The following is a 19792-nucleotide window of genomic DNA, read 5'->3' on the forward strand; positions in this document are numbered from 1 at the left end:
CTCACCTTACATGTCTAAACATTATTTTAATGCACATTTCTTAGGTTTTATTACTAGTGATGGGTTAGTAATTTTTGAACTCGGTAAACCTTTAACCTCAGAAACTCCATTATACTTTTTTAAATCTTGTAATTCTCCAGCTTGTAATGCTCTTGTGGCACATGCTGAAACACAAGCTGGTTCTTCTCCTTTTTCTAGTAAATCAATGCACATATCACATTTACCAGACTTTTTAACTTCACTTCCCAAATATTTGGGCTGACCATAAGGACATGCTTTTACGCATTTTCTACATCCCACACATTTCTCTTTATTGATTACTACTATGCCATCTTCTTTTCTCTTATTGCAAGCACCTGTAGGGCAAGCTTTTACACAAGCTGGATTAGCACAATGATTACATGCCATAGATATAAAATACAACCACGGATTAGGAAACTTGCCTCCTTCATATTCCTTAACTTCTCTAAAAAGTATTCCTACATCCAAGTCATTCTTATCTTTACAAGCTATTTGACAAGCCTTACATGCTATACAAAGTTCCATGTTAAAAAAGAATCCTTTTTGTCCCATGATACATTCTGCCTCCTTTCTTTGCTCTTATATTTATAAAACTATCCTTTGTTTAAACTTATAATCTTCTTCAATTGTACTATTGTGTTTCTCTACTTGTACTATACATGCTTGGAATGATTCTATATCTGGACCTGAAGGATAGTCACCTGTTAACATATTTACAGATCCTGCCATACAATTACCATCCTTATCAATTTCTAACCAGGAACCTTGAGGTAGTGCCACTACTCCAGGCATTATAAGTTCTGTTACATGAACTTTTCTTAATATGGAACCATGATCATTAAAAATTCTAACTGTATCATTATCAGAAATTCCTCTTTCTTTAGCATCTACTGTATTCATCGTTAAATGACACAAAAAAGCTTCTCGAAGCCATGGAACATTTCCCATGTTTGAATGGCTTTGTCTTTGTCCATGAACACTGCAAAACTGCAAAGGGTACTTGCCTTTAATTTTATTCTTCCAATCACTAAAAGTAGCTTCATATCCTTCTGTTGGTGCTTCATATTTAGCTATAGGATTTCCCTTATTCCAGCCTGCTTTTGTAACAATATCAGCTAAAGTTTTACAGTGTAATTCAATCTTTCCACTCTTGGTTTTGAGAGGATTTTTTTCAGGATTTTCTCTGAATTTTTTATTGTGGATATAAACGTATTTATCATTTTGTTTTCTTTTAACCTGATAAATTCCATTTTCCTTAAATTCCATTATTCCTATTATTCCCTTTTGAGGTTTCCCTTGAACTCCTAAAGAGCTTATATCATTTTGTGTTATAGTAACTAGATTCTCATAGGTTGAACCATCTTCTTTCATAACTTTAGCTCCAGCTACCTTGTTAAATACTCTTTGCTTTAAATCAATAGGTTCTATTTTTTGTGGTGAAATACCTAACCTTTTACCAATTTCTTTTGCAATCCACATGTCATCTTTTGCCTCAAATAATGGTTTGATAACCTGACTTGCCCATATTAATATTTCTCTGTTTCCAGTTAACACAGTTCCATATCTTTCCCATTCTGTAGTAGCTGGTAAAACTACATCTGAATAGGCTGCATCTGGATTTAAAACATACTGATTAGTTAAAACAAAATCCACTTTTCTATGTGCTTTAATACCTTTATTTATATTATTTGATTGATTTAACGTTGAACTATGGCTATGATATATAAATCTTATATCTATATTGCCTTTCTTATTTTTTCCAGCAGTATATTTGCCTGTTAATATAGCATTCCAGTGTTCACTTTTACATAATTTAATTTTTTCCAAAGGATTTTTTATTTCTTTTAATCCATCTTCTCCTGGTTTAATGAGATTTGGACCTCCATTACCAGCAGGTTCCTGGCAGCTAACACTGAAACATCCTCCTTTTATACCCATGTTTCCAGTCATTGCTCCTACAGTAGCTTGAGCTAAACATACGTGCTGACCTTTTTCAACTCTTGCCATATTCCATCCAAATAAAACTGTAGCCGGTTTAGTTTTTCCCAATTCTAGTGCAAAGGAAATTATCTTATCTTCTGGAATTCCGCATATTTCTGAAGCCCATTTTGGGTTCTTAGGTTGTCCATCATATGTACCTAAAATATAGTCTTTAAAATTTTCTTTTGGATCAACATCTTTAGGCATATGTTCAGCATCAAATCCAACAGTACACCTATTTAAAAAATCCCAATCTATTAGAGGATTAAATGGTGAATCATTAGTAATCAATACATATGCTATTGCAAGAAGCATAGTAGTATCTGTTGCCGGTCTTATAGGTATGTATTCATCAGCTAAAAGGGATATAGTAGTAGAATAAATAGGATCTATACAAATAAACTTTATGCCTTTTTCCTTAGCTCTAATTAAATTTCTTAATGCTGAACTTGATGTATTCCAAGCAGGATTATTTCCCCATAAAACTATTAACTTTGCATTAAGCAAATCCATTCTGTCATTCATTATATGACTTTTTTGATTTACTCCTAATATTGGTTCCATAGCTTTTGCCCAAGCTCCTCTTGATCTACTTCCAAACATTTCAACAGAGCCACCATATAGTGATAGCATTCTCTGATTTTCTCCTCCAGTACCATCCGCACCATTATTGGAATATATAGCTTTGTTTCCATATTTAGTTTTTATTCTTTCTAATTCACTGGAAACAATATAAAGTGCTTCATTCCAAGAAATTCTAACCCACTGATCTTTACCTCTAAGTTCCTTATCTCCTCCACCAGGAACCCAATGTTTTCTTTTCATTGGATACTTTAACCTATCTGCTCCTAAAACTTGTTTTATCTGTGACCTTCCTCGAGCACAAGCTCTCTGCTGTGGATTATCATAACTATCTGTATGGGTATCATCAGTCTTTGTTCTTAACACTACACCATCAACCACATAAGCTTTTATTAAACATCTTCCTCCACAGTTATGCCAGCAAGGTGCTGTTATCCACTTTCCTTTCTTCTTCATTAAAGATTCTCTCTCTTCTTTACTTATGACCTTAAGCTTATTACTACAGGAAGTTAACATTAACGATGCTGATGCAGCTGCAGTCCATTTTAAAAAACTACGTCTATTAACTTTGTAATTTAAAATTTTCTCAATAAAATTTTCCATGAATATTCACCCCTAAAGTTTTATAAATTCTTTATTATTCCTTTTACCATTTCACAATCAAATTCTAAGTATCCACTTAAAACCTTTGCAATACCTTTATAAAAATTAGTATTTGAATTGTTAATTATATCTTCACTAAAACCATTACACCACTTTAAAAGGTGATTACTAAGAAAAAACTCTTCATCTTTTATAACTTTTAAAAACTTTTCCTCATCCGATTTTTCATAAGCTTCTATAGACAATTCAATTAACTTACTCATAAAATCTAATTCCAAACCTATGTGATCATCTGGTTCATATAAATAATTTTCAGAAATGAATGAATATTTAACATACATATCCCTAACTTCCATTGTTTCCTTTTGAAATAAAAGCCTTTCATCATTTAAATATGCCGATTCCCATGGTGGTGCTGGTAACTTATATGGCCCAATAAACATTCTTGTATAATCCCAATGTAATTCTTCAAAACTTTCATCGCTTAGTACATCTTTATTTGAAAAAAAGTCCGCTATTTCCTCATAACCTTCTTTTATTAATTCACTTTCTTCTTTAAAGGGCATTTTATCAATCATATCATCTTGTAAAATTAACTTTAATAATTCCTTTGTAGGTTCTGATAAAAATATACTCTTTAAAAAGCTATAATAAAATAACCTGATTTCAAGCAGAAATTTTAATTCTTCATTTTTATCCAAAATAATCCTCCTAGTATAAAAATATGTATTTTATCCTATTTTTCTTCCTGTTAATATTACCATAATCTCATATTACGACAAAAGGTTTATTAATTTTTAAAATAAATAAACTTTATCTATAAGTAAAATTTATTAATAAAACACTTGCATATAGTATTTTAAAATATGTTCTATATTAAGGCATGACAAAATAAAAGAGTAAATACCCTAAGGTACTTACTCCTTTATATAAACCATTTTTTATATTTTAAATTTCACTGAAATAAAAACTCACTATCTTTGTACACTACCAGATGCATTTCCTGCTGCAAGCTCTAATACTTCATTTTCTGTAACGACATTTGCATCTCCATCTATTGTGTGTTTTAATACTGAAGCTGCTACTCCAAACTCTAAGGCTTCTTTATGACTTTTCCCCTGCACTAATCCATATATCAATCCAGAAGCAAAAGCATCTCCACCACCTACTCTATCCTGTATAGTAAAATCATATCTTTTTGATCTATAAAGCTCATTTCCATCATAAATTATAGCTGAAAGAGCATTGTGCGAAGCTGAAAAATTCTCTCTTAGTGTAGACACTACATATTTTATATTGAATTTTTCTATCATCTTTCCAAATATGGATTTAAATCTTTCCTCATCTAATTCTTCCTTTGAAAAATCAGCTACCTTATATTCACTTTGTTTTCCTTCTACACTACTTAGCCATCCAAAGCAAACATCTACACCTTCTAATAGTCCTGGCATTACCCTTTCAAATTCTTCAATGCCCCAAAGCTGCTTTCTATAATTTAAATCTATACTTACTGGAACTTTATGTGCTTTAGCTGCTTCTACAGCTTTTTTTGCAAGTCTTATGCAATTTTCTCCTAAAGCTGGAGTTATTCCTGAAATATGAAACCAATCTGCATCTTTAAATATTTCATCAAAATCAAAATCATCAACATTTACCTTTGTAATAGCTGAATTAGCTCTATCATATACAACCTTAGATGGCCTTACAGAATTTCCTTTTTCAAAGAAGTAAATACCTATTCTTTCTCCACCTCTATGAATGTATTCTGTATTAACACCATACTTTTTTAAGTTGTTTATAGCACTTTGTCCTATTGGGTTATCAGGCAGTTCAGTGACAAAGCATGAATTTATTCCCCAATTTGCTAAAGATATAGCTACATTGGCTTCAGCACCACCATAAACTATGTCAAAGGATTGTGCTTGAGTAAATCTTTCATATCCTGGTGTGGATAATCTTAGCAATATTTCTCCCATAGTCACTACTTTTTTCATATCTAAGTTATCCTCCTTAACTATTTACTTCTAGCTTCTTTTACTTTTTCTACAAAAAGTTTTGCAACTCTAGTTACTTCATCATAATTACCAGTGTTTGCACCAGCAGTTAATTTTCCACCTACTCCTACTGCAATACATCCATTTTTTATCCATTGATCTACATTTTCCAAGCTTACACCGCCTGTTGGCATAATAGGTGCTTGTGGAAGAGGTGCTTTAAAGTCTTTTACTATGCTTGGACCAAAAGCGCTTCCTGGGAATACTTTAATAACAGATGCTCCAGCTTCCATTGCTCCAATTATTTCAGTAATTGTCATACATCCTGGCATATAAGGTATTTGATATCTATTACATAGTTTAGCTGTTTCCAAATCAAATCCTGGACTTACTATATATTTTGCGCCTGCAAGTATAGCTATTCTCGCTGTTTCACTGTCAAGCACTGTTCCTGCTCCTACTATTAATTCATCCTCTGTAAATTTTTCTTTTAATGAAGTTATTACTTTATCTGCTCCTGGAACAGTAAATGTTACTTCTATTGCTGGTATTCCACCTTCTATACATGCTTTTGAAATTTTTTCTGCTTTTTCAGCATTTTCAGCTCTAACTACTGCAACTACACCTACTTCAGTGATTTTTCTTAGAGTTTCTAACTTTTCTATCATTATGAATTCCTCCTATTAATCTATTTTTTATTTCTAAAGTTTAGTCAAAATGTAAATTCAAATTTATAATTAAAAAATTACTATAGTGTCACTCCATTTTTAAATATAGCTATTTCTCTAAATTCATTCTTTTCATTATTTACCAATTCACCACTAGCAACTTTAATTATATATTCAATAAATTCCTCTAATAAGCTGTCTAAAGTTTTATCTTCTACCAAAGTTCCCGCATTAAAATCAATCCAATGAGGTTTTAATTTATAAAGTTGTGAATTAGTTGATATTTTCATAGTAGGAACAAAGCTTCCAAAAGGAGTTCCCCTTCCTGTTGTAAACAAAACCATTTGACATCCTGCTGATGCTAATGCAGATGCTGCTACTAAATCATTTCCTGGAGCACTCAAAAGGTTTAATCCTTTTGTTTTCAAAGTTTCTCCATATTTAAGCACATCCACTACTGTTTCTGTACCTGCCTTTTGTGTACATCCTAAGGACTTATCTTCAAGTGTTGTTATTCCTCCAGCTTTATTTCCTGGTGAAGGATTTTCATATACTGGTTGATTATAATTCATAAAATACTCTTTAAAATCATTAATTAGATGAACAGTTTTATCAAATACCCCTTTGTTTTCAGTCCTATCCATTAATAGTGTTTCTGCTCCAAACATTTCTGGAACTTCTGTTAAAATTGTGGTTCCACCTTGTGCTATCAACCAATCTGAAAACTTTCCTACAAGAGGATTTGCAGTTATTCCTGAAAATCCATCTGAGCCACCACATTTAAGTCCTATTTTAAGTTCAGATAAGGACACTTCTTCTCTTTTATCATCTTTCATATTTTCATAAAGTTCTTTTAATAGTTTGACTCCTTCTTCTATTTCATCTGAAACTTCTTGAGCAACTAAGAACTTTACTCTTTTTTCATCATATTCTCCCAATGCCTTTCTAAATTCATCCATATTGTTGTTTTCACATCCAAGCCCCATAACCAATACTCCACCAGCATTAGGATGTTTAACTGCATCTATTAATATAGTTCTAGTATTTTTATGGTCATCTCCAAGTTGAGAGCATCCATAATTATGCTTTAGAACTAAAGTATTATCTATATTCAAATTACCTAATTCAACTTTAAATTTTTCTATAACTTTATCTGCTATGCCATTTATACATCCAACTGTAGGCACTATCCATAGTTCATTTCTTATACCTACATCTCCATTGTTTCTTTTATATCCTTTAAAAGTTAATCCCTTATTCTCAAATACATTCTTAATAAGCCTTTGATTAAAATTATAATCTTTTATACCATCTAAATTGGTTTTTGCATTATGTGTATGAACCCATTCACCCTCTGATACATCACAAATTGCATGGCCTATAGGAAATCCATATTTGATTATATTTTCATTCAATTTAATTTTTCTTACAGCTATCTTATGACCTCTCTTAACAGCTTCTTTAATACTAATTTTTTCATTATCTATTTCTACAATTTCACCTTTTTCTAAATCTGTTAAAGCCACAACTACATTATCATTTTCATTTATTTTAATAACGTTTTTCATGACATTACCTCTCACTTTCTACATAACTTCTTTAATTGCTTCCTTAATTCCTAGCTTTTCAATTTTTGATAAGTAGTTAGTTACTGTGTCTGTTAATCCTTCAATTGCATTTAAATTCATTTTCCAATTCTTTTCATATGATAAAACTGTACTTACTATATTCTTTAATCCTGCTTCAGTTCCATCATAATTTTCCCATAAGGATTTATATAAATTTAAAATATCTTCATTATCTGCTAGTTCTATATTCTCTTCTCCTCTTTTACCTTTATAGAATTCTATTAATGCAGCCAGTGAGAAACATAGTTTTTTAGGAAGTTTTCCTTTTCTATTTACATACTCTATTAAGGATGGTAAATCTCTTGTTTCAAATTTTGACATTGAATTTAGTGCTATACTCATTAAATAATGTTTTACGAAAGGATTAGCAAATCTTTCAAGTACTGCACCTGCAAAGTATTTTAATTCTTCTTCTGGCAAATCCAATGTCGGTATTATTTCATCATACACAGTTTTATTTACATATCTTCCAATAACCTCATGTTCAACTGCTTGTCCTACAGTTTCTAAACCATAAAGGTATGCCACTGGTACCAAGGATGTATGTGCTCCATTTAAAATTCTAACCTTTCTTGTCCTATAAGGAGTCATGTCTTCAACAAATTTAACATTTAACCCTGCTTTATCTGCTGGAAACTCATTTTTTATCCATTCAGGTCCTTCAATTACCCATAAGTGAAATTGTTCACTAACATCTACAAGACTATCTTCATAACCTAATTCTTTTGTTACTTCTTCAATTGTGTCCTTTGGATATCCTGGAACTATTCTATCTACAAGGCTGCAGCAAAATGTATTAGCCTCATTTAACCAACTTGAAAATTGTTCCTCTAGCTGCCAAAGCTCTGCATACTTCAAAATTATACTTTTAAGCTTTTCACCATTTCTATCTATAAGCTCACAAGGAATTACTATTACCCCTTTATCCTTTTCTCCTTTAAAAGCCTTAAATCTATGATATAAAAACGCAGTTAATTTTCCAGGGTAACTGTTTTGTGGCTTATCCTCTAGTTTATCGTTTTCATCAAATGTAATTCCTGCTTCAGTAGTATTTGAAAATATAAATCTTATTTCAGGTTGTTCTGCCACTTTTAAATATTCATCATATTGTTCATAACAGTTAATTCCTCTACTTATACTATTTATTACAAAATGTTCTTTAACAGCTTTTCCTTCTTTTATTCCTTGCAAATATAAGTTAAACAAGCCATCTTGTTCATTTAATTTATCAACTTTTCCATTCTTAGTAGGTGGAATTACTACTACACTTCCATTAAAATCTGCTTCTCTATTCATTTTGTCAACTTGCCAATCAACAAAAGCTCTTAGAAAATTACCTTCTCCAAATTGTAAAACCTTTTCTGGATATTTTTTGTACTCTTTATAAATTTCTTTATTTAGTTTCATAATTAATCCTCCTAATGATTATTGTTCACGTGTGCAATCAAATTTAATTTTCAACACTAAGTCATATATAAATTTCATATTTGTTTATTTCTTTATTTTATTATACTATCTTTTGCACACGTTAACAATAGGTTTAGGAGAGATTTTTTTATAAATATTTTGATTTAATTTTCCCTTCTACCAGTATGATTTGAGCTCAAATTAAAACAAATTATAATAAAACTTATCTCAAATAAATTTTATCTAACTAACCATCCACCATCTACGGCTAAAATATGCCCATTTACATAATCTGACGCTCTGCTTGCTAAAAACACTATTGCTCCCATCAAATCAAATGGTTGTCCCCATTTAGCTGCTGGTATCCTTGACAATATTTCATTATTTCTATTCTTATCAGCTCTTATTGGTGCAGTGTTAGCTGTTTCTATATACCCTGGTGCTATTCCATTTATTTGTATGTTATGACAAGCTAATTCGTTAGCAAAAGCCTTTGTTATTCCTGCTACTGCATGCTTGCTTGCTGTATATGGTGGAACAAATTTTCCTCCCTGGAAAGAAAGCATTGATGCTACGTTAATTATTTTTCCTGCTTCCTGATTTACCATAATATTAGCTACATCCTTACTCAAGTAGTAAAGAGCATTTAAATTTATATCCATAACTGCTTGCCAATCTTCATCCTTATACTCAAGTAATGGAGTTCTTCTTATTGTGCCTGCATTATTTACAAGTATATCTATTTTTCCATAGACCTCCATACATCTTTTCACTACTTTTTCTCTATCTTCTTTTTTTGTTAAATCAGCTTGAACAAACTCTACTTTTCTTCCTGTTTCTTTAATTAATTCTCTTGTTTCTTCCCAATTTGTACCATGAGTTGATATAAGCAAATCTGCTCCAGCCTTTGCTAAAGCTACTGCATATCCTTGTCCAAGTCCTGTATTTCCTCCTGTAACAATTGCTACTTTTCCATCCAATTTAAAAAAATCCATTGAAAAATTTTTTAATTCTGTACTCATATTATACTTCCCTTCTATTAACTGCATTGAAACTTTTTTTGAGAGGACAGAGGACAGTGAAGGATGATTTTTCTCCGCTTCACTACGAAAAATCTTTAATTTAAAAGAAACTCACGTTTTTTTGTTACTCAGAAGTACTCTCTGAGTAACAAATTATCAGGAACATCCTTAGATTTTAGCTGCCTACTTAAGCAATGTTTTGCATTAGCAAAACAAGCTTAAAAATAAATTAGTTTTCTGACGGAAGGAGGAAAACTCACCTTCATTGTCCTCTGTCCTCTGTCCTCTGTCCTCTGTCAATTGTCCTCTAAAAAGTTGTGTCGCAATGTACTTATATTAAGCCTAGATTTTGTACACGCATTGTACACATAAGCATTTGTTTCATAATACGAAAAGTGATTTCATATTGTGAACCCACTTCTATTATATAAAATTAAGTTTTGTTTTTCAATAGAAAATTTGCGCATAAAAAAATTTTGACGTAATTATTAACTAAAAAATAATCACATCAAAATTTCATTATGCTAAATATCATATTAACTATTCTCATTTAGTTTAAGAACAGAATCTCTTATTACAAGTTTTGTCTTAAGGAATATTTTTTCACCTTTATAGCTTTCTCCATTTATTATATCAATTATCTTCTTTCCACCCATTATACTTATATCTTCTATAGGTCTTTTTACAGTTGTAAGTGATGGCGTAGAATATTCTGAAACTGCTATATCATCAAATCCTACTATTGAAATGTCTTTTGGTACACTAAGACCACTATCAAAAGCTGCTTTTATAGCACCTATGGCCATATCGTCATTAGAACAAAAAACTGCTGTAGGAACTTTATCTAAATTCATAAGTTTTTTCGTAGCATCATATCCACTTTTCATATCAAAATTTCCTTTAATCATATATTCACTGCGTACTGGTACATTATAGTGAATCAAAGCTTCCATAAATCCATCTTTTCTGTTTTGAGTGGATTTAAACTCCTTTTTTCCTTCTATTATAGCTATATCTCTATGTCCATTTTTTATCAAGTGTTCTACAGCTTTAAAAGTACCTTCCTTGTCATCAGATACTATATTTATTAAGGCTTCTTCTTCTAATTCTCTATTTAAAACAACTAATGGAATACCCTTCTGCATTACATCATAAACAAAGTAATTATCATTGTCACTTTGACTCATCAAGACAATTCCATCAAATCTCTTTTTATTAATGGCTGTAAAATCCTTGTAATTATCAATTCCTCTTACAACTAAATTATAATTTTCTTCTATAGCGCTATTTACTCCTGTTACTGTTTCAAAGAAAAATCCTGAAGATGTACCTCTACTTATGCTGGAAAAAAATAACCCTATGGTATAAGATTTATCTAATACTAAGCTCTTTGCAATATAATTAGGTACATAATTAAGCTGTTCTGCTATAGCTTTTATTTTACTTTTTGTTTCTTCATTTATTAAAGGACTATTATTAAGTGCTCTTGAAACTGTTGTATGTGATACATTTGCTAATTTTGCTATGTCTTTTATTGTTACGCTCATTAGTTCCACCTTTCTTTTGAAAACAAATATACATTTTTCTTTATGATAATATCATATTTTGTATAACTAAACTATATATAATAAAATATAGTCCTTTAAACATTATATACCTTTATACAGTAAACTTTTCAACTTGTTGTAAAATTTTCTTCATCATATCTTTTAACAATATTGCTGCTTTTGCAACTTCATCAGATGACATAGTCATTTTTTCTGTTGAAGAAGAAATTTCTTGAGATGCCTGTGAATTTTCTTCCGCTACTAAAGATGAATTTTCAACACTTGATATAATATGATCCTTTCTACTGCTAATTTGTACTATAGATTTGTTCATTTCTTGAATTTGAGGTAGTATACTTTCTATGGAAGTTATTATTTCCCTAAAAGAAACTATATTACTACTTATTACTGTAAGTTGTTCTATAAGCTCATTATTAGCATTATTAGTAGTTTCAGTAACTAAACTAGCTTCACCTTCGATAGTATTTAATAAGTTGCTTATATCCCTTGATGAACTTCTTGACTGTTCTGCTAATTTTCTAATTTCATCTGCTACCACAGAAAATCCTCTTCCTGCTTCTCCAGCCCTAGATGCTTCAATAGATGCATTTAAAGCAAGTAAATTTGTTTGATCTGCTATGTCATTAATTAAATTGATTATTTCTGTAATTTTTTCAATACTTCTGGTCAGTTCATTTATCCTTTCTCTTGCCTCATCATAAGATGTTGCAATATCATTTATAGAACTTGCAAGTTTACTTAATTCCACATCACTTTTTTTTGACCTATCACTAATATTTTTAGCATTGTTATGAATTCCATTTATAGATTTCATTATTACATCCAATTCTTCACCAAATGAATTTAAATTTGAATTTATTAATACAAGTTCTTCAGCTTGATTTGAAGACCCTTTTGTTACTTCTTTGATTGAAGCTGAAACTTCTTCTATATAACAACGCATTTGTTCTGATATATTTGTAAGTGATATAGATTGATTGGTAACATTTGTAGAATCTTTTTTTATTAAAGAAATAGTATTTGAAATAGATATAACTGTTTTTTCTAATGCTTTATTCATCACACCAAATTCATTAGTAAGTTTAGTATTAAACTTAACTGTAAAGTTTCCTTCAGATAATCTGCATAAATTATCAATAAATTCTTTTATAGAACTTTTAATTATAAAAATAACAATAATTGATATTATAGTTAAAACTAAAATAGATATACTAAAAATAATAATAAATAAAGTCATATTTTTATAATACAAGGTTTTAGATTTTTCATTTTGTTCTTTAGCCTTTTGCTTTTGGTAATCAATTAGCTGGATATTCTTTTTAGCCAAATCATTTCCATAACTACCCATAGCTACATTTGTTATTTGTTTATCTGGTATTATGTTATTCTTTCTTTGTTCAATAATCTTTGGTATAAAAGAATAATAATGCTCATACGCTTGTTTCATTTGCAAAACCAATTGTCTTTCTTCTGAATCATTCTTCGACGACATTTCATTTCTAGATATTATAGTTCTTATGTCATTATTTAAGCTAATCATTGTCTTTTCATTTTGTTCTTCAAATGGTCTATCTATTATTTTAGTTAGAGTATTTCTTAAAACCCCCATATCACCATTAACATCACCCCAATCTTTTAGTTTAGGTATAATATTAACATACATATCATTTATATTGTTATGCATTCTTGATGTATTTACATATCCTATTACACCAATAACAATAGTTGTTATTAAAGATACTAACCACATTACTATTATCCCTTGTGTAATATTTATGTTCTTAAAACTATTAAAGTTTATTTTCATAAACTAAATCCTCCTTTCAAAATATGCTTTTAATACACTTACCTATAAATAAAATGCAAGTATTCATATTTTAAAAACATAAATACTTGCATTAGTAAAATTAACGGGGTTGTATTAAGTGAAAGTTACATTAATTATTTTCAAATTTTCCATTTTGTAAATCAGCTACTATATCTCTGTATTTATCATCTGATAAATTATACATTAACCCAATTACAACAGCCGCTATAGCTAATGCAACAGCTGGATATAATGCCATTACTGCTTTCATTCCTAATAATGTTTTTGCAGTTTGATGTGCATTTGCTACATATCCTGTTAATTGTAAAGCTCCTAAAGTAACATAAGCTGCTATAGATTGAGCTATTTTTCTTGAGAAGTTAAATGCAGCATAAGTTATACCTTCTTTTCTCTTTCCTGTATGCCATTCACCATAATCAATAGCATCAGAAACGAAAGCCCAAGTAACACCATTTGGAATAGCAAGTCCTGCATATCCTATAGTTACAAGTATTGTGAATACATAAAAGTTTGCTGGTAATATAAAGTTTAATCCATTAGCAATGATACCAATTGCGAAACCTATCATAGCAGTTTTCTTTTTTCCAAACATTTTAACCATTTTAGGAATAGCTGCGATTCCTAAAATAGAACATCCAATCATTATACTGTTTATAACTGGTTGAAGTTTAACATTTCCAAGAGCATATTGACAATAATATATCATCATTTGATTATTTGCATTCATTGCAGATATTGTAAATAAAGTCATAAGAATTAAACATAATAACGGTTTATTTGTGAATACTGCTCTAGCATAATCACCCACAGTTGTTTTTTCTTGTACTTTTGCTTTAGGTTGAATGTGCTCTTTAGTATTTCTAAAACAAATATAAAAGGAAATTACACCTATTAAAGCCATAATAGCAGCAGCTACTGGATATCCTATTTTAGGATCTGAAAAATGTATAAGTATAGGTACAAATGCTACACCAGTTATTAATTGTGCTGCTAAAGATCCTGTTTGTCTGTAGGTTGCCATTTGACTTCTTTCATCAACATCTTGAGTCATAACAGATGCTAAAGATCCATAAGGAACATTTGTAAATGAATATATAAGTCCCCATACCATATAAGCAGCATATGCATATACTAATTTACTAGTAACTGTAGTACCAGGCATCAAAAATGTTACAATTGTTAGTATAGCAAGAATTATGCTTGAAACCATCATAACTGGTCTAAATTTACCATGTTTACCTGGTTTTTTTGCATCAACGGTTGATCCAGCTATAGGATCCATAAATGCATCAAATATCTTTGTATATACAAAAATATTTTTTGCTGCTGCTGCTGGTATACCACATACATCTGTAAAGAACTTAGAAAGATACGCCTGTCCTAAATCGAACATAAATCCATTACCAAAGTCACCAAAACCATAAGATATTTTTTCTTTTAAGGTTAACTTTTTGCCAGTTTCTTGAACCTTTTTTTGCTCCATGTTTCTACTCCCCCTATTATATAATATCGTTTACATTCATTAAAATCGTATACATTTATTTTCAATCTTTACTGCGCCATAAACGCAGTAAAGATTAAACTATTTTTCATTAAAATTCTACATTCCAAAATATTCTTTCGCATTATTATAAGATATATTCTGCACAATACTTCCCAAAAATTCTATGTCATTTGGATATTCTCCATTTTCAACCCATTCACCTATTAAATTGCAAAGTATTCTTCTAAAATACTCATGTCTTGTATATGATAAAAAGCTTCTAGAATCAGTCAGCATTCCTACAAAACGGCTTAATAGACCAAGGTTAGCTAAAGATTTCATCTGTTCTATCATTCCATCTTTGTGATCATTAAACCACCATGCTGATCCAAATTGTATTTTTCCTGGAGCAGTTGTTCCTTGGAAATTTCCAAGCATAGTTCCAAGAACAAAGTTATCCTTTGGATTTAAAGTATATAATATTGTTTTTGGAAGTAAATCTTCAGTTTCTAAGGCATCTAAAATCCTTGAAAGAGGATAAGCAATACCTTCATCATTTATGGAATCAAATCCTGTATCTGGACCTAATTTATTAAACATTTTAGTATTATTATCTCTCATAGCTGCAATATGATATTGCATTGTCCATCCTAATTTTGCATAAGTTTTTCCTAAGAATTTTAAAACAGCTGTTTTATATTTGCTTACTTCTTCTACAGCTAATACTTCACCTTTAAGTGCTTTTAAGAAAATTTTCTCAATTTCTTCTTTAGATCCTTCTGCATACACTACACTATCTAGTGCATGATCTGATACTCTACATCCTACTGAATGGAAGAAATCAATTCTGCTTTTTAATGCTTCTATAAATTCATCATAACTATTTATAGCTTTACCATATGCTTGTCCTAGTTTTTCAATCCATGGTACAAAAGTTTGCTTATTTATGTTAATTCCTTTATCAGGTCTAAAAGCTGGTAAAACCTTCACATCAAAATCCTTGCATTCTTTAAGTTTTAAATGATATTCTAAAGAATCTACTGGATCATCTGTTGTACATACAATCTTTACATTTGATTTTTTAATTAAGTCTCTTGCTCCAAATCCCTCTCCATTTAATAGTTCATTTGTCTTTTTCCAAATTTCAGGAGCAGTTTTTTCATTTAAAACTTCATATATTCCGAAAAACCTTTGAAGTTCTAGATGTGTCCAATGGTAAAGAGGATTTCCTATAGCCATCGGTAACGTTTTCGCCCATGCTATAAATTTTTCATAATCAGTTCCATCTCCAGTAATGTATTTTTCATCTATACCATTACTTCTCATAGCTCTCCACTTATAATGATCACCATAAAGCCAAACTTCAGTTATGTTTTTAAATTTTTTATTTTCAAAAATTTCTTTTGGATTTAAATGACAATGGTAATCTATTATAGGCATGTCCTTTGCATATTTGTGATACAAATTCACTGCAGTATCATTGCCTAATAAAAAATTTTCGTCCATAAATTTTTTCACTATAATCACCCTACTTTTTCTACTATTTTTCTTATTGTTCACGTGAACAATTTAACTTATTCTTATTATAATCGTTTTCTTTTAAAATTACAACAGTTTTTTGTTAACGTGTGCAAAAATATTTAAATAAAAAATTTTTCAAATAAATTTGTCCCATATAAGCCTAATATTTATTTTATATCCTTAACATATATTCTTGCTGTTTCACTCCAAATGTCCTTTGGCTCTAGTGTTTTAAATCCTGTTATATTCTGATCTAAATTAACATTAGGTGCATTTATCACACAAGTTTGAGGCTCTATACACACATAATTCTTGTCACCCATATCATTCCATATAACTATATGTTTATATTCTTTACCCATTTCATATACTACTCTCATATTTTTAGATCTATCTTCGATTATTGCGCCACGAAATTCTGATCCATTAACCTCTATATTTTCTAATGTATAATGAGATTCTATTTTGCATCCTAATGGTATTATACCTTTATTAACATACTGATTTTCTTCTTCTGTTAAATCCAATATTTCTTTTGTTGGTAAATTTCTTTCATCTTGTACCCATCTTTTGCCTACGGATACTATTAATCTATAATCTTCATCTTTACTTTCTGGATTAAAAGGTACATTAAAAGCTGTATGATATCCTATACCTATTGGCATTTTTTCACTACTTAAATTAATAATACTTGTAGTTTGTTTTAGTCCTTCACTAGAAAGATTATAAAGTAATTTAAATTGAAATTCATGAGGTAAATACTTATAAAAGCTATGTTCCTTATCAAAATTAAAAACAGCCTCTATTTCAACTTGGTCTCCAGAAATAATTTCTTTTCTTGTTATTTCCCATTTATCATTTTTTACAAATCCATGAATATAATTATGATTTTTAGGCTCATTTATAGGAAACTGGTATACTTTATGGTCCACTTTAAATTTACCATCTTGTATTCTATTTGGTGGAAATAATAATGGTAATCCATATACCTGAGGCCTTTCTCTAAATTTTTCAAATTCCAAATCATCATTGGGACTTCTAAGTATACTTACTCCCTTAAAAACATTTTTTAATTCTACTATATTTGCTCCTACTTCTGGTACCATAAGTGCTTCATATCCACCTGCACTGAAACGAATAGCTTTGTGATTTTTCCATAAAACTTCTTTTATGCTGGTATGTTCATTTTTGTTATTAATCAAACTTATCATCTCCATATTTATTTTTACATTATAAGTAATAATTTTACGTCTGACCATTGTTATCGTTAACAATAACTAAAATAATACTTTACGCGTACTAATTAATGCACCCAAACTCTTATTGTTAACGTTAACAATGATTGTATTATCATTATACAATACTTTCTAAATATTTATCAATAGCATTTCAATCTTTTTGCTAGTAATTAATCTTAATTAAACTTAGAAATAATTCAATTCTTAAAAAAACCTTATTTTAATGTCCAAGTACTAGTAAAATTTAATTCTTTGCTATATAATGGTTTTGTTCAATAAGCATCATTGCTAATACTCCTATTCTCTATTCAAATAAGATGCATAAGCATTGATAAATAATCTAGTTAAATTAAGAAAAATTAAACTAAGTAAATCATAGATTTTGGGTTACTGCTTATGTTACCTGTCATATTTATTAACGTGGACTAGCACTCTGTAGTATTCCAAGCATCTTTTACTTAATTTAACAATAAAATAATTATAATGATTTTATAACAAATATTACTATAAGGATGTATGTTTATGAAAAGGCCAACAAGAATAAAAAAATATAAAAAAGCTAGAAAAATTAAATTTCTAATCTCAACTTTTTTTATTTTACTAGTTTTAGCTGCTTGTTTTTGGGGATTTAAGTTCTACAATTCAAAAAAGCTAGCTAATAATATAAAAGTATCAGCTAATAACCCTGCAAAAACTAAGCATGAAAAAAATAAAACTGCAGATAGTATACCAGAAAGTGTACTAAACTCTAATACTGAAACTAAAGATTCTGAAAATAAAGATATAAGAAAATTTCCATATCCATTTAAATCTATGCTTTCTATATGCTCTGACATAGATGACGCTACCTTAGAAGAATTTCAAACTTACCATAAGTTTTTGAACACCAAGGAAAAAACTCCTTATGGTGAAGGTTTAGGCTTAGATATCGGAGATTCATTTTGGATGTATATGGGTGATAATATGAAATCCACAGTTGATACTGAGGGGCATGGAGTAGACCATATAATGACATTTTTTAATGGAACCAGTAAAACAGAAAAACATAATGCTGACGAAATGATTCATTTTATGGGTTCAGGATGGATAGATTCTATTCATACTTTTGGAGACTTTTCAACCAAAAGCGAAAAAAATACCCTTTTTAATAGAAAGTTAGCCGAAAATGCTTGGAATACTTTAAACTCCATAGGTTTTAAACCTACAATTTGGATAAACCATGGTAACAAATCCAATAAACAAAATTTTGGTGCTCATGACACTTCAAATTTTATGAGTTACCAACAAGGTGATAACCCTAATTCATCTTACTACCATACAGATTTAACTATACAAAATGGTGTTAAATACGTATGGAATTCTTTAAGTGATTCTAATTTCGGACATAGTTATCCTCTTTATGAACTATCTTTAAGAGATGGACAAAAAGTTTGGGGATTTTATAGATATACAAATAATTTAGTAGATGGCAAAATGGATTGGACATGGACTCCAGAACATATTCATCGTCAACTTACTAAGGATAACCTGGACAGCATTGTAAATAATAAACAGTACAGCATAGTAGCTCAACATTTTGGTGTCAACACAGAATATTTGTTTAAACCAGAAAATATTCAATCCTTAAAATTATTAAAGGAATATGAAACTAATAACAAGATACTTGTAGCCAAAACTTCTAGACTTCTAAACTATGCTGATGTTCATAAATACCTAATGTATAACAAGTTGACTGAAGATGGTAAAACTTATATTAATATAAGTTCTGTAGATGATCCTATATTTGGGAAATTTACTCCTACCATTGATAATATACGCGGAATTACTTTCTACTGTGATGACCCAGAAAATACAGTATTATTGTTAAATAAAAATAAAATAAGCAGCGATGATTTGCAAATAAACCCTAAAGATGAAACTGAAAAAGCTAGTATATCTATTAAATGGTTTAAACCAGACTATACGGATTATACAAAATAACTAATCCTCATAAAGTAAGTACAGTACTACACAATTTTTTCAAGAGGACAGAGGACAATGAAGGTGAGTTTTCTTCCTTACGTCAGAAAACTAATTTATTTTTAAAGCTTCTTTTGCTAACACAAAAGAAGCTTTAAATTTATATAAATCAGCAATGTTTCGCTTTAGCGAAACGAGTCATTAAAAATTTAATTAAAGATTTTTCGTAGCGCAGTGGAGAAAAATCATCCTTCACTGTCCTCTGTCAATTGTACTCTGTCCTCTTAAAA

14 protein-coding genes are annotated in these 19792 nt (G+C 29.9%); 1 reads left to right on the forward strand and 13 read right to left on the reverse strand.

Features of this window, described 5'->3' with window-relative positions:
- Positions 1-21: 21 nt before the first annotated feature.
- The 13 genes from Ccar_RS14375 to Ccar_RS14435 form a co-directional block, all read right to left on the reverse strand.
- On the reverse strand, positions 22-573 hold the full coding sequence (locus Ccar_RS14375) for a 4Fe-4S dicluster domain-containing protein (protein WP_007062136.1): 552 nt from the start codon (positions 571-573) through the stop codon (positions 22-24).
- Between the two features lie 33 nt (positions 574-606).
- Entirely contained in the window at positions 607-3186 is a 2580-nt protein-coding gene (locus tag Ccar_RS14380; RefSeq protein WP_007062135.1) for a molybdopterin-dependent oxidoreductase, read from the reverse strand.
- Positions 3187-3206: 20 nt separating this feature from the next.
- A complete protein-coding gene (locus Ccar_RS14385; protein ID WP_007062134.1) occupies positions 3207-3887 on the reverse strand; it encodes a TorD/DmsD family molecular chaperone in 681 nt (226 codons plus the stop codon).
- A 273-nt stretch (positions 3888-4160) separates the two neighbouring features.
- Positions 4161-5180: a sugar kinase gene (locus Ccar_RS14390; protein WP_007062133.1), complete on the reverse strand. Its 1020-nt coding sequence runs from the start codon at positions 5178-5180 to the stop codon at positions 4161-4163.
- Positions 5181-5200: 20 nt separating this feature from the next.
- On the reverse strand, positions 5201-5848 hold the full coding sequence (locus Ccar_RS14395; protein ID WP_007062132.1) for a bifunctional 2-keto-4-hydroxyglutarate aldolase/2-keto-3-deoxy-6-phosphogluconate aldolase: 648 nt from the start codon (positions 5846-5848) through the stop codon (positions 5201-5203).
- 80 nt (positions 5849-5928) lie between these two features.
- A complete protein-coding gene (locus tag Ccar_RS14400; protein ID WP_007062131.1) occupies positions 5929-7416 on the reverse strand; it encodes a UxaA family hydrolase in 1488 nt (495 codons plus the stop codon).
- 18 nt (positions 7417-7434) lie between these two features.
- Positions 7435-8883, reverse strand: coding sequence for a tagaturonate reductase (locus Ccar_RS14405; RefSeq protein ID WP_007062130.1), 1449 nt, complete (start codon positions 8881-8883; stop codon positions 7435-7437).
- Between the two features lie 239 nt (positions 8884-9122).
- Complete coding sequence (gene kduD / locus Ccar_RS14410; RefSeq protein ID WP_007062129.1) at positions 9123-9905, reverse strand: 2-dehydro-3-deoxy-D-gluconate 5-dehydrogenase KduD; 783 nt, start codon at positions 9903-9905, stop codon at positions 9123-9125.
- A 536-nt stretch (positions 9906-10441) separates the two neighbouring features.
- Complete coding sequence (locus Ccar_RS14415; protein WP_007062128.1) at positions 10442-11452, reverse strand: LacI family DNA-binding transcriptional regulator; 1011 nt, start codon at positions 11450-11452, stop codon at positions 10442-10444.
- A gap of 112 nt (positions 11453-11564) precedes the next feature.
- Positions 11565-13280, reverse strand: a complete 1716-nt coding sequence (locus Ccar_RS14420) for a methyl-accepting chemotaxis protein (protein ID WP_007062127.1) — start codon at positions 13278-13280, stop codon at positions 11565-11567.
- Between the two features lie 130 nt (positions 13281-13410).
- Entirely contained in the window at positions 13411-14784 is a 1374-nt protein-coding gene (locus Ccar_RS14425; RefSeq protein WP_007062126.1) for a glycoside-pentoside-hexuronide (GPH):cation symporter, read from the reverse strand.
- Positions 14785-14901: 117 nt separating this feature from the next.
- On the reverse strand, positions 14902-16302 hold the full coding sequence (uxaC, locus tag Ccar_RS14430; protein WP_007062125.1) for a glucuronate isomerase: 1401 nt from the start codon (positions 16300-16302) through the stop codon (positions 14902-14904).
- Between the two features lie 170 nt (positions 16303-16472).
- A complete protein-coding gene (locus tag Ccar_RS14435) occupies positions 16473-17516 on the reverse strand; it encodes an aldose 1-epimerase (RefSeq protein ID WP_416101027.1) in 1044 nt (347 codons plus the stop codon).
- Between the two features lie 549 nt (positions 17517-18065).
- Here Ccar_RS14435 and Ccar_RS14440 point away from each other — a divergent pair.
- Positions 18066-19523 carry a hypothetical protein gene (locus tag Ccar_RS14440; RefSeq protein ID WP_007064838.1) on the forward strand — a complete coding sequence of 486 codons (1458 nt, stop codon included), beginning with the start codon at positions 18066-18068 and terminating at the stop codon, positions 19521-19523.
- Positions 19524-19792: the final 269 nt, after the last annotated feature.

It is taken from the genome of Clostridium carboxidivorans P7, from assembly GCF_001038625.1.
In the GTDB taxonomy this organism is placed as follows: domain Bacteria; phylum Bacillota; class Clostridia; order Clostridiales; family Clostridiaceae; genus Clostridium_AM; species Clostridium_AM carboxidivorans.